This is a genomic window from Salinarimonas sp. (assembly GCF_040111675.1).
In the GTDB taxonomy this organism is placed as follows: domain Bacteria; phylum Pseudomonadota; class Alphaproteobacteria; order Rhizobiales; family Beijerinckiaceae; genus Salinarimonas.
In genome coordinates, this window is the sequence record NZ_CP157794.1 from 3,354,024 (window position 1) to 3,367,730 (window position 13,707).

Genomic DNA, 13,707 nt, shown 5'->3' on the forward strand with positions numbered 1-13,707 from the left:
GTCTCGGTCGGTCGCGCGCCTATCGGCTCGCCATCCGGCCCAGCCACGCGGCCACCCGCCCCGCGTTCGCCCCCCGCAGCAGGTCGACGTGGTCGCCGGGCACGGTCTCGACGGCGATCTCCCCCGTCACCCAGCGCGTCCAGCCGAAAGCGACGTCGGCGATCTGCGCCGGGTCGGCGCCGGCCGCGTCCTCGGGGCTCGGCGCGGCGCAGCGCGCGAGCGCGAGGGGGCCTTCGTACGGGCCCGGCCGGTAGAAGGCGCGGGCGCGCGCCGCGCTTCGCGTCGCCTCGAGGGTCGCCTGCAGATCGAGCGCCGCGGCCAGGCCGTCGAGCGCGCCGCCCTTCTCCAGGGTGCGGCGGACGAAGGCGAGCCGGTCACCGGCCGGGATCGCGGCCACGGCCTCGGCCGTGAGCGTCGGCGCGCCGCCGCCGTAGCGTTGCAGCACCGTGCCGAGCTCGGCCAGAAGGGCGGCTTCGTCCGGCCCCCCATCGCGGGACGGGTCGGCGGGCGGCGCCAGCGTGTCGAGCACGGCGAGCAGCGCCGGCGGGACCCCCGACGCGGCCTCCTGGCGCGCCATCTCGAAGGCGACCAGCCCCCCGTACGAGTAGCCGGCGAGGGCGAGCCGTCCCTCCGGCTGCACGCCGCGCGCGGCGGCGCGGTAGCGCGCGGCGAGGGCGACGAGGTCCTCGCCCGGCGCCTCGCCGGCGCCGGCCAGTTCCGGGGCCTGGATCGCGAGGAGCGGACGGGCGCCGGGAAACGCCCGGGCTGCCTCGATGTAGCAGATCACCGAGCCCAGGGCGGGATGGATCAGGAACAGCGGCGGCCCCTCGCCGTCCGGCCTGAGCGGCACGAGCAGCGGGGAGACGGCCGCCGCGGCCCCGCGGACGGAGCCGAGGGAGATCAGCCGCGTCACGCCGGCCACCGTCGGATCGCGCAGGAAGCCGGCGAGGTCGACCCTGCCCGGCCAGCGCCGCTCCAGCCGTCCGACCGCGCGCAGCACCTGCAGCGAATGCCCGCCGAGATCGGCCGTGAAGTGATCGCGGACGCCGATCGCGTGCGCGTCCCCGTCGGCCGCTCCCAGCACGTCGAGCAGGATCGCGGCGACCTCTCGCGAGAGCGGATCGGCGGGCGCCCCGCCGCGGCCGCCGATGCGGGCCCGTCCACCGGGCTCGGGTAGGGCGGCGCGGTCGAGCTTGCCGCTCGCCGTGAGCGGCAGGGCCTCGAGCATCACCCATTCGCCGGGGCGCATCACCTCGGGCAGGCGCTCGGCGACCCGCGCCTTCAGCGCCCCGATCGCGGCGGGATCGTCTCCAGGCCCCGCCACGTAGGCGATCAGCCGGCCGTCTCCCTTGCGGAAGACGACGGCGCAATCGCGCACGCCGGCGCAGGTCCTCAAGACCGCCTCGATCTCGGCGAGCTCGACGCGCTGGCCGCGAATCTTCACCTGCCAGTCGAGGCGGCCGAGATAGTCGAGGGCGCCGTCCGGCCGCCAGGCGGCGAGGTCGCCGGTCCGGTAGACGCGCGCGCCCGGCTCGGTGACCCCGTCGCGCCCGGCGAGCGGGTCGGGCACGAACCGCTCCGCCGTCAGGCCGGGTCGGGCGACGTAGCCGCGCGCGACGGCGACACCGCCGATCAGCAACTCTCCCGGGACGCCCGGCGGGCAGGGATGGCCGTCCGGGTCGACGACCCGCAGCACCACGCCGTCGATCGGCCATCCCATGGGCACGGAAGCCCCGGCCTGTCCCGGTGCGCATGCCCAGTGCGACACCTCGATCGCCGCCTCGGTCGGGCCGTAGAGGTTGAGGATCTCGACGCCGGCGAGCGCGCGGCAGCGGTCGCGCAGGGCGCCGGACACCGCCTCGCCGCTGCAGACGATCCGGCGCAGGGAACGGCAGCGCCCGGCCCGCGCCGGGTCCTCCAGGAAGAGCTGCAGCATCGAAGGCACGAAATGCATCAGCGTGACGCCCTCGCGCTCCGCCAGCGCGGCGAGGTAGGACGGATCGCGGTGGCCGTCGGGCCGCGCGATCACCAACGTGGCGCCGACGGTCAGCGGCCACAGCCATTCCCACACCGAGACGTCGAACGTGTAGGGCGTCTTCTGCATGACCCGGTCGTCGGGGCCGAGCGGATAGGCGTGCTGGCCCCACGCGACGCGGTTGGCGAGGCCGCGCCGGGTATTCACCACGCCCTTGGGGCGCCCCGTCGAGCCCGAGGTGTAGAAGACGTAGACCGGATCGTCCGGGGCGCCGATCGGATCGGGCGGGCTCGCCGGCGCCCCGGCCCAGGGCGGCGACGGGCCGTCGAGGGCCACGACGGCGGGGCCGTCGGCGGACAGGGCCGGCGCGAGCGCCCCCGCCAGGGAGGACGCGGTCAGCACGAGCCGCGGACGCGCCTCCTCCAGCATGCCGGCGAGCCGAGGGGCCGGCGTCTCGAGCCCCAGAGGCAGGAAGGCGCCCCCCGCCTTCATCACCGCGAGCATCGCCTCGACGAGGGCGAAGGAGCGATCGAGATGGAGCGCCACCACGGTCTCGGGCCCGACGCCCTCTGCGCGCAGCCAGTGCGCCAGCCGGTTGGCGTTCGCCTCCAGCGCCGCGTAGGAGCGGGTCTCGCCCTCGAGCACGAGGGCGGCGGCGTCGGGAGCCGCGGCGGCGCGGGCCGAGACGAGGGCGGCCGGGTCGGCCCACCGGGCGCCGTGCGTCGGCAGCGCGGCGACGGCGCGTTCCGCATCGACATCGAGACGGGCCGGCCAGGCTCCGAGCGGCCCCTCGGCGGACGCGGGCAGCGCCTCGAGCGCCGCGCGGAGAGCCGCGGCCAGCGCCCGGGTACGGGCGGCGCCGAGACGGCTCGAATCGTGCACGAAGCGCAGGGCGGTGCGCCCGGCCGCCTCGACGATCACGGTCAGGGGATAGTCGGTTCGCGCCGCCACCGGGTCGGCGGTCACCGACAGCTCGGCCGGACGCGCGCCGCCGGGCGGGAGCGTCTGCACCACGACGAGCGTATCGAACGGGGCGGCGCCGGCCGGCACGTCGGCGAGGCGCTGCAGCTCGGCCAGCGACAGGAACGACCGGGCCTGCATCTCGGCGAGGTCGCGCTGGGCCGCGGCGAGGACGTCGGCGACCGCTTCGTGCGGGTCGAGGGCGAAGCGGCAGGGCAGCGTGTTGATGAACAGGCCGACGATCTCCTCGACGCCGGGCAGCTCCGCCGGACGGCCGGAGACGATCATGCCGGTCAGCACGTCGCGGCGGCGCAGATGGCGCGAGAGCACCAGCGCCCAGGCGACCTGGACCACGGTGTTCAGCGTCAGGCCGCGGGACGAGGCGAAGGCGCGCAGCCGGCGATCGGCGGCGGGCTCGAGAAGCTCGGAGACCTCGCTCCAGACGGGCTCCGCGGCGTCGGACGCGCCGACGGCCCCGTCGCCGCCGTCGCTCACCAGGGCGGGCGTCTCGAAGCCGGAGAGCCGTCGCCGCCACCAGTCTCGCGCCGCCGCATGGTCCTGGCGGGCGATCCAGGCGAGGTGATCGGCGAAGGCGGGCGCGACGGAGGCCGGCGGAGTCCGGCCGTCGCGCTCGGCGGCGTAGAAGGCGAACAGGTCGCGCTCGATGACCGCGAAGGACCAGCCGTCGACCATGACGTGGTGGCAGGCCCAGAACACCTCCCAGCTCTCCGCCCCGAGCCGCGCCACGGCGCACCGGAGCAGCGGGGCGCTCTCCAGGTCGAAGACGCGATCCCCCTCCTCCCGGTCGAGCCGGTCCAGCGCGGCCTCGCGCTCTGCCGGGGCGAGGCGTGACAGGTCGAGCCGGCGGACCCGAAGGCGTGCGTGCGCCTCGACCGCCTGGACCGGACGCTCCCGCCCACGCCAGACGATCCGGGTGCGCAGCGCCTGATGCCGCGCGATCAGGCGGTTCCAGGCGCGCTCCAGCGCGTCCGGATCGAGCGGCCCCGAGACCCGCAGCCGGAACCGCTGGACGTAGAGCGGCAGGTCGGGCCGGCGCAGGCAGTGGAACAGCAATCCCTCCTGCAGCGGGGAGAGCGGCAGCTCGCCGTCCTCGTTCGCCGCGGCCGCCCCGCCGTCCGGCGCCGTCCCCTGCACGAGCGGCGCGAGGGAGGCGACGGTCGGATACGCGAACAGCTGCGCGGCGGTGAAGGCGAGCCCGGCGGCCCGCGCGCGCGAGACCAGGCGCACGCTGAGGATCGAATCGCCGCCGAGCTCGAAGAAATTGTCGTCGCGCCCGAAGCGGTCGATTCCCAGCACCTCGGCCCAGACCGCCGCGAGGCGGCGCTCCATACCGTCGCGGGGCGGCTCGCCGGCGCCGGCGGCGCTCCGCGCGCTCCAGTCCGGCGGCGGCAACGCCCGCCGGTCGACCTTGCCGTGCGGCGTCAGCGGCATCGCCTGGAGCCGGACGTAGGCCGAGGGCCGCAGGTAGCTCGGCAGATGCGCCGCGGCATGGGCCCGCAGCGCCGCCTCGTCGACGGGCTCCGCTCCGGGAGTCCACCAGGCGACGAGCCTGTCGCGGCCGTCCTGCGCCAGCGCCTGGACGACGGCGAGGCCGACCCCGGGATGGCGTGCGATCACCGCCTGGGCTTCGCCCGGCTCGACCCGGAAGCCGCGGATCTTCAGCTGGTCGTCGATGCGGCCGAGATAGCGCACGCGTCCGTCCGCCAGCCGGCAGCCGAGGTCGCCCGTCAGGTAGAGCCGCTCGCCCGGCGCGGACGCGAACGGGTTCGGCCGGAAGCGCTCGGCCGTGAGGTCGGGCCGGCCGAGATAGCCGCGCGTCACGGCGGGACCGGCGAGCGCGATCTCGCCGACCGCCCCGACCGGGACCGGGTGGAGCGCCTCGTCGACCACGTGAAGGCGCATGTTGGCGATCGGACGGCCGATGGGCGGCGCCGCTCCCGGAGCGCACGGCTCGGCGCTCGCCCAGACCGTGGTCTCGGTCGGCCCGTAGGCGTTGATCATGGAACGGCCGGCGGCGAAGCGCCGGGTCAGCGCGGCGGGACACGCCTCACCGGCCACGACGAGCGTTTTCAGGTCGGGCAGGTCCGCGGGCGGCAACGCGTCCAGGACCGAGGGCGGGATCGTCATCATGCTCACGCGTTGCGCGCGCAGCAGGTCGACGAAGCCCGCGTCCGGCCGTGGAGCGCCGTCCGGATGCAGCACCAGCGTCGCCCCCGCTCGCCACACGAGGGCCAGCTCCCAGACGAACGCGTCGAAGGTGATGGCGGACACCTGCATCACCCGGTCCAGCGGGGTCAGGCCGAAGGCCGCGACCTGAGCGTCGCTCAGCGCGGTGAGGCCGCGATGATGCCCCACGACGCCCTTCGGCCGGCCGGTCGAGCCGGACGTGTAGATCACGTAGGCGGCCTGTGCGCCGTCGATGTCGACCGCGGGCCGCGTCTCGTCGCCCGCGCCGGGCTCGTCGACGTTCAGGACGGGCACGTCCACCGCCGGCAGGACGCCCGCGCCGGCTGCGTCGGCGAGGATCACCGCCGGGCGCGCGTCGTCCAGGATCCTCGCCCACCGCCGGGACGCCTGCTCCGGATCGAGGACGAGCAGCGCCGCGCCCGATTTGAGCACGCCGAGCGCCGCCGCGATCAGGGACGGCCCGCGCGACAGGCAGCAGGCGACGACCCGCTCCGGCCCCGCCCCCGCGGCAGCCAGACGATGCGCGAGGCGATTCGCGGCGCGCTCCAGCCGGGCGTGGCTCCAGACGTCACTGCCGTGAACGAGCGCCGGGTGCTCCGGATCGCGGTCGTGGGCCGCCTCGAAGAAGCGGTGCAGCCCGACCGTCCCGGGCAGGGCCCGCCGCGTCGCGTTCCAGGCGCCGCGTTCGAGGGCCTCGATCGTGTCGCCGCCGAGGGACACGGAGCCGAACGCACGCGCGGGGTCCTCGAGGCCTAATGCGACGGCGCGGCCGACGGCCTCCGCGAGCCCGGCGACCGCCTCGTCGGCGTAGAGACGCCGATCGTACTCGATCGCGCCGCCGAGCCGGGCGCCGTCGTCGACCATGGAGAAGACGAGGTCGAATTTCGGGGCGAACGTCTTCGGCCCGCCGTCGGGGAGCGCCTCGAAGCGCACCGCGCGAGGCGCTCCGTCCGCGCCCCCCGCGCGCTCCTGCGTGCGCAGGCTGAGCACCACGTTGAACAGGGGCTGGCGCTCGCCCTGGCGCCCGAGCGCGCGCACCACCCGATCGAAGGGGAGGTCCTGGTGGGCGAAGGCCCGGCGCACGACGGCGGATACCCGCCGGCAGGCGTCGGCGAGGCCGGGATCGCCGGACATGTCCGTCCGCAGGGCGAGCTGGTTGACGAACAGGCCGATCAGGTCCGCGTGCTCGGCGCGGGGACGCGCGGACGCCTCGGTCCCGATCACCAGATCGGCCGCGCGGGCGTAGCGCGACAGGACGAGCTTCAGGATCGCCAGGAAGCCGACGAACAGGCTGATGCGCTGCGACCGGCAGAAGGCCTTGAAGGCCGAATAGTCCGGTTCGTCGATCCCGAAGGGCAAGGTCCCGACGGCGTCGCCCCCCTGCCCGCCGTCCGCGGTCGCCGGCAGGGCGACGCCGTCCGGCGCGTCGGCGAGAGCGCCGGTCCAGAACGCCGTCGCCGCCGCGGCGCGCTCGCCGGCGAGGCCGGCCTCTTCCTCCCGCACGTAGTCGGCGTAGCGCGCGCCGGGGCGCGGAAGGGTTGGCGCGCCGCCCGCGGCGAAGGCATCGAAGGCGTGCTCGAGCTCGCGCATCAGCACGCCGGCCGACCATCCGTCGATCGCGATGTGATGCACGACGAGATGCAGGATCCAGTCGTCGGGCGCCACCTTGTAGAGCGTCGCGCGCAGCACCCCGACGCCGAGATCGACCGGCGCGAGCCCGTCCGCGGCGGCCTGCGCGTCGACGGCGCCGAGCGCGTCGGCCTCCGCACGGTCGGACAGATCGACGACGCGCCAGTCCGGATCCGGCGGCTCGACGATGGCCTCGACGTCGCCGCCCGCCTCGCCGTAGCGGGTGCGCAGCGGGTCGTGACGCTCCATCACCCAGACGAGCGCCCGACGGACGCAATCGGGGTCGGCGGGGCCGCGCAGGCGGACCGCGAGCGGGACGTTGTAGGCGGCCCGGCCCGGATCTCGGCGATCGAGATACCACATCCGGCGCTGCGCGCTCGACAGCCCCGCGGGGCCGTTCCCGGCCGCGCCGGGCTCCGCGGGAGCGCTCTCGGCGCGCGCCCCCTCCCCGCTCGCCTGCGCCCGCCGCGCGGCGAGCGCCTGCTCCAGGGCCCGGCGCTTCTCCGGGGACAGGGCCCGGATGCGATCCGACAGCGAGCCGTCGCCGCGGCTCACGGCGAGACCCGCGTCGGGAGCACCGGTCGGGCGAGCGTCACGCCGGCCTCGCGCAGATCGGCCGCCGTCGCCATCAGCGCCGGCCACGCCTCCATGAGCGCGCCGTAGAGCCCCAGAAGCCGCCGAACCCGCTCGATGCGGCCCGCGCGATCGAGATCGGGGCCGAGCGCGCGCGGCAGATGGCTGTCGGTCGCCGCGAGCCGCGACCGGGCGAGCCCCACCGCGATCTCGGCGTCCCGCGCCCAGAACGCCTTCTGCGGCGGGCACGCGGCGATCCGCGCCTCGACGGCGTCGAGCTCGGCCGTCGCGTCCGCCAGCGCCCGGTCCCGCAGCCAGCCGTCGAAGGCGTCCGCTCCCGCCTCGGTCGCCCGGCGCAGCCTGGCTCCCAAGGCCTCCAGCCGCTCGGACGCGCCTTCCGGCAGCCCGCTCTCACGGCCGAGAGCCGCCCTGACGAGCGCGGCGAGGTCGATCGGGTCCGAGACCGGCTGCTCGCCGCCCCTGGTCGGGCGGTCGTGCAGGACCATGCCCGGCAGATGGGCGGAGAGGGCCGCCGGGTCGACGAGCATCGACAGCCAGCCGAACAGCGCGTCCTCGCGGCGCTGCACCGGAAGGAAGGGGACGAGGGGCTGCCGGGCGTCGAAGCCGGCCGAGAGGCAGAAGAAGTCCCCGCCGCGTCCGAGCGTCGGCGCGGGGACGTCGCGCAACACCTCGCGCCCGGCGAGCGCCCGCGCGTAGGTGTCGGCGTCGGCCGTCGCGTGCTCGAAGGACGGCCCGGTCAGCCAGCGCGCCTCCTCCGCGCCCGTCCAGCCCGAATCGCCGATCCATCCGTGGTAGGTGGTGACGATCCGCCCGTCGCCCGCCGCGAGACGTGCGAAGGCCTCCGCACGTGCGCCGCGCGTATCGAGCGGGCGGTCCGGATCGGACGCGAACAACGAGGCGGCGTCGGCGCCGAGGTGATCCGCATGGCGGCCGAGCCAGTCGCAAGGGAGCCGGCTCGCCGCGGCGAGCGCCTCCTCGCGGGTCCCGACGATGCGGATCTCGGAGACGCCGGCCTCCGATCGCAGCGCCACGGCGTCGTCCGCCCCCGCGCGGAAACGCATCTGCGCGCGCGTGTCGTCGTCGACGCTGACGAACGTGCGGCCCGCATTGTGCAAAAGCAGAGCGTTGCGGTTCACGCCGTAGGGCGACCCGACGCCCTCGCTGTCGGAGAGCGCGAAGCGGACGACGGCCGGGTCGACCTTCGCCGCCTCGGCGAGCCGGCCGACGAAGGCCGCCGTCTCGGCCTCGCCCGCGTAGGACACGGCGAGGTCGAACCGGCAGGCGACGCCCGCCAGCGCCTGCCGATAGGACCCGTCGGTCGCCGGATCGCGCTGCGCGCCGCAGACGACCACGTCCGGCCGGTGGCCGTGATCCCGCGCGTTCTCGAGGTAGGAGGCGAGGCATTCGGCCACCGCGCGCGGACGATCGCTGGACGGCACGCCGATCGCCGCGACGCCGGGGCCGGGACGAGCGTTCCCCGCACGGGCGACCAGAACCCGGCGCAGAGCGTCCGCGTCGAGCGTCTCCGGGGCCGCGTCGACGCTCGGCGCCGCGCCTTCGATCTCGGCGAGCAGGGCTTCGAGATCATCCTCGTCGCCGGTATCGGCCATCAGCGCGGTGATCGCGACGGCGAGCTGCTCGATCGTCGGCCCGTCGAGGAACGTGGCGAGCGGCAGCTCGACGCCGAGGCGCTCGCGCAGCCGGGCGATGATCCGGATGATGAGCAGCGAATGCCCGCCGAGGGAGAAGAAGTCGTCGCGGATGTCGATCTTGCGGATGTCGAGCACGTCCTGCCAGAGCGCGAGCAGGACCTCCTCGATCTCGGTGCGCGGCGCCAGCAGCTCCTCGTCGCCGGCGAGCTCCGCCTGCGGCAGCGGCAGGCGCGATCGGTCGATCTTGCCGTTGGTGTTCAGCTCGAAGCGAGGCAGGAGGACGATGTGGGCCGGCACCATGTAGTCCGGCAGACGATCCGCCAGATGCGCGCGCAGCGTGGCCGCGACCGGAGGGGGGCCGCTTCCGGCGACGACGTAGGCGACCAGGCGCCGGTCGTCCCCGGGGAAGACGCGGGCGATGACGAGGCAGTCGCCGACGGACGGATGCGCGCGCAAGGCGATCTCGACCTCCGCCGGCTCGACCCGGAAACCCCGGATCTTCAGCTGGTCGTCGGCGCGCCCGATGAGCTCGAGCGCGCCGTCCGCCCGCAGCCTCGCGATGTCGCCGGAGCGGTACATCCGCTCGCCCGGCGCGGCGGCGAAGGGGTCCGGCGGGAAGCTCGCCGCCGTCAGGGCGGGGTCGCCGTTGTAGCCGCGGGCGAGCGCCGTTCCGGCCAGGAACAGCTGGCCCGGCAGCCCTTCCGGCACCGCATGCAGATAGCGGTCCAGCACGTAGCAGCGCGAGGCGCGCACCGGGCGGCCGATGGGCGGGAGCGCCCCGTAGTGGTCCGCCCGCGCGGTGACCTCGAGCGCGGTGACCACGTTGCTCTCGGTGGGGCCGTAATCGTTCCACAGCCGGATGCCCGGACAGCGCGCGAGCAGCGCCTCGACGGCGGGCGTGATCTTGAGCTGCTCGCCCGTGGCGATGATCTCGCGCAGCGCGAGCGCCGCCGGCGCCCGCTCGAGGATGCGCTCGGCGAGGAGGTTGAGCAGCACCACGGAGACGACGGCGCGCTCGATCCCCTGCTCGAGATAGACGTCGACCGCCCGCGTGACGTCGGCGCGCTCGGCCTCGGTGAGCAGGTTCAACGCTCCACCGGTCATCAGCACCGACAGGCTTTCGTTGAAGCTCGCGTCGAAGCCGATGGACGCGAACTGCAACGACCGCGCCGGGGACGGCAGGCGATCGACGAACCACGCCATCAGGTTCAGCTCCGCGCCGTGCGGGTAGGCGACGCCCTTCGGCACCCCGGTCGATCCCGACGTGTAGAGGATGTAGGCGGTCGCCTCGTGGGGAACGGTTCCCGGGAGGGGCGCCGCCTCGCCCGACGCGATCTCCTCGATGTCGAGCACGGGCGCGCCCAGCGTCTCGGCGCGCGCCCGGGTGGCGGCGTGAGCGAGGACGAACGGCGCCCGCGAGTTGGCGAGGACATGCCGGAGGCGCTCGGTCGGCAGGCCGAGCTCGAGCGGAACGCAGGCGCCGCCGGCCCTGAGGATGCCGAGCATGGCGACGATCCGATCGAAGCCGCGCTCGGTCGCGAAGGCGACCGCCACGTCCGGCCCCACGCCGCGCGCCGCGAGCCCGCCCGCCAGGCGCTCGGTTCTGCGATCGAGCTCGGCATAGCTCATCACGGCGTCCCCGAGCCGCAGGGCTTCCGCCTCCGGCGCGCGGGACGCCGCGGCCCCGAGGCGCGCGCCGATCGAGTCCACCGGATCGAGCGGGGCCGGCGGCGGGTTGAGCCGACGGTGGATCTCCGCGATTCGGCTCGCCGGCAGCAACGGCACGGATCCGATGCGGCGCACGGGGTCCGCCGCCAGCTCCTCCAGGATCGTGCGCCACGCCTCGACCATGCGCGCGACGGTCGCGCGATCGAACAGCTCCGTGTCGAACTCGACCGAGCCTTCGATCCCCCCGTCGACTTCGGCGAGCTCGACGTTCAGGTCGAATTTCGCCGTTCCGTTGTGGATGGGGACCGGCGTGGCCGAGAGGCCCGGCAGCTTTATGGTCCCGGCCGGCGCGTTGTGCAGGCCGAACAGCGTCTGCACGAGCGGTCCGTGGCTTCGGGAGCGCGGCGGGTCGAGCCTCTCGACGATCCGCTCGAAGCCGGCGCCGGCATGCTGGAACCCTTCGATCACCCGATCTCGCACGTGAGACAGGAGATCGGCGAAGGTGGCATTGCCGGCGATCCCGACACGCAGCGGCATCGTGTCGACGAAGAACCCGACGGTCCTCTCGAGCTCGGCCCGGGACCGGTTCGCGACGGGTATTCCGATCACCATGTCGTCGTCGCCGCCGAGCCGGTGCAGGACGACCGCCCAGGCCGCGAGCATCGCCATGAACAGCGTGGCCCCCCGGTCGCGCGCCACCCGGCCGAGACGGTCCGTCAGCGTCGCGTCGAACCCGATGGCGAGACTGTCGCCGAGATGCTTGCGGGCCGCGGGTCGCGGCCGGTCGCTGGGCAGGTTGATCGCCTCCGGCGCGCCCTGCAGCGCGGCCACGAAGTAGTCCTCGTCCGCCCGCGCGGCGCCTTCGCGCTCGGCGCCGGACCGCCAGGCCGCATAGTCGGCGAAGGCGACCGCGTCGGGGTCGGCGGCGAGGTCGCGCCCCTCGATCGCGGCCGCGTAGAGCGCGGCCAGATCGCGAACCAGGATGCCCGTGGACCAGGCGTCGGTGGCGATGTGATGGATGACGACGAGCAGCAGACGATCGTCGCCGGCGATCTCGGCGAGGTGAGCCCGGGCCACGGGGCCCTGCGAGAGGTCGAACGGCCGCGCCGCGCGCGCGCGCAGGCGCTCCATCGCGTCTTCCTCGGAGCGGACGCGGAGCGTCTCCAGCGGGAAGCCCGCGGCTGCGGCGATGCGCAGGACGGGACCGTCGGCGGCCTCGATCACGGCGGTGCGGAGCGCCTCGTGGCGCTCGAGCAGCCCGTCGAGAGCCCGCGCGAGGGCCGGCTGGTCGAGGCGGCCTTTCAGCCGGAGTGCGAAGGCGGTGTTGTAGACGGGGCTGCCCGGCTCGAGCCGCTGCAGGAAGTAGAGGCGCCGCTGGCCCGGCGACAGCGGCAGATCCCCCTCGCGCGGAACCCGGGGGATCGGGCTCGGCCCGCCGCGTCCCGCGTCGCCCCTGCGCGCGCGCATGCGCCGGAGCGCTTCCGCCTTCTGTGCGGGCGACAGCGTCGGCCGCGGCTCGCGATCCGCGGGCTCCGCGGGCGATGCGACGAGCGACGCGGCCGCGCGGGGAGCGGGCGTGGCCGCCTCGGCCGCGAGGAGCCGCTCGACCGGCTCGACCGACAATCCCTCCACGAACGTGCGCGCCACCCGGGCCACACGCCGCGATTCGGCCTCGTAGCGCGCCGGGTCCGCCCAGAGGTCGGCGAGCGCGTCGCGCCAGGGGCCGATCTCCTGATCGGGAAGGATCGGCTCCAGCAGCAGGGTCTCGGAGAGCGCGTCCCGATAGCCTTCGATGGGGCGGACCGGCAAGGCCGGCCGCGTGCCGAGCAGCGCCTCGGGCAGGGCCCCGTGGTCGGAGGCGAGGACCGGGATGCCGCGCAGCATGGCGTCGACCGCCGCCAGGCCGAAGCTCTCGAACCACAGGCTCGGCATCAGGACGACGCTGCTTCCGGCCAGCACGTCGTCGAGCGACGGCGCGTTGGCGCGGATTTCGACATTGGGCAAAGAGCCCAGCAGCCGACGGTCCGCCGAGCTGGTGGCGTAGCCCGGAAGCGCGGCGAACGATCGCTCGGGAAAGGCGGCCGCGAGCCCGCAGAAGACGCTCAGACCCTTGATGCCGCTCGCGTTGATCAGCAGCGCCGGTCCCGCCGGATCGGCCAGGTCGGGGAACGGGCCGGGCCCGAAATGCGGCGGCGCGTAGATCTGCGTCGGAACGCCGGCCCAGCGCTCGACGTAATCGGCCGCCGCCCGGCTCAGCGCGAGGCGCAGGCGGCAGCGTCGGACCAGTCGCGTGCGCTCCTCCCCCGGATAGAGGCTCTCGGGCCCGAACGGGAAGAGCTGCGGCGTGAGCGCGAGATAGACGACCCGGTCCGGAGCGGCCTCCAGCGCGGTGGCGAGCAGCCGCTGGCTCGGATCCTCGCTCGAGACCAGAACCCAATCCGGCTTTTCCCGCGCGATCGTCTCGGTGAGGGCGGCGACCATGTGGGCCTGATCGGCGATCGCATGGAGATCGACGCCGGACTTGCGAAACCGCTCGCCGTGACCGGTCGCGACCAGGTCGTCGCCGTCGGCGATCCGCCGGTCGCGCCACTCCCGATAGGTCTCTTCCGGCGGGCTCGACAGCGCCGGCGTCACTACGGAAACGGCGTGACCACGCGCGGCCAACGCTTCCGCGAGCGCGCGGTTGGAGCGGTTGGCGCCACCGTGATAGCGGGTGTAGGGCACGTTCGTCGCCAGCACGAGTCCAAGCATACGTACCTTCCGACCTCACCGCGCTCCGCTACGGGCGCGAGTATGGGCGAGTCGCCTCCGGCGAAGCAAGCCGTCTTGCCGCCCCGAATCGCAAGCCGCGGTTCGACACGAAAAGGGGTTGCTCAACAAGGGATCGCCACCCGGATGCCGTTTTGAAGCCTTTAGGTTGCCGAAGCCAGAGAATTCCGCGTCGTCACCCGTCGGGAAGACGCGTTCGATCACCGCGGCCCGGCGAACCCGACGGTTGCTCGCCTCGGCGTCGCCGAATAA

Annotated in this window: 2 protein-coding genes; both read right to left on the minus strand. The window is 74.9% G+C overall.

Going from position 1 to position 13,707, the window contains the following annotated elements; translation table 11 throughout:
- Positions 1–19: 19 nt before the first annotated feature.
- Positions 20–7,327, minus strand: a complete 7,308-nt coding sequence (locus ABL310_RS15480; protein WP_349367909.1) for an amino acid adenylation domain-containing protein — start codon at positions 7,325–7,327, stop codon at positions 20–22.
- Entirely contained in the window at positions 7,324–13,437 is a 6,114-nt protein-coding gene (locus ABL310_RS15485; RefSeq protein WP_349367910.1) for an amino acid adenylation domain-containing protein, read from the minus strand. Before ABL310_RS15485 ends, ABL310_RS15480 begins: the two co-directional genes overlap by 4 nt.
- Positions 13,438–13,707 lie beyond the last annotated feature (270 nt).

Bases quoted from the DNA above. Each gene is read 5' to 3' on its own strand.
- ABL310_RS15485 (WP_349367910.1), bottom strand. From the start codon at position 13,437: ATGCTTGGACTCGTGCTGGCGACGAACGTGCCCTACACCCGCTATCAC.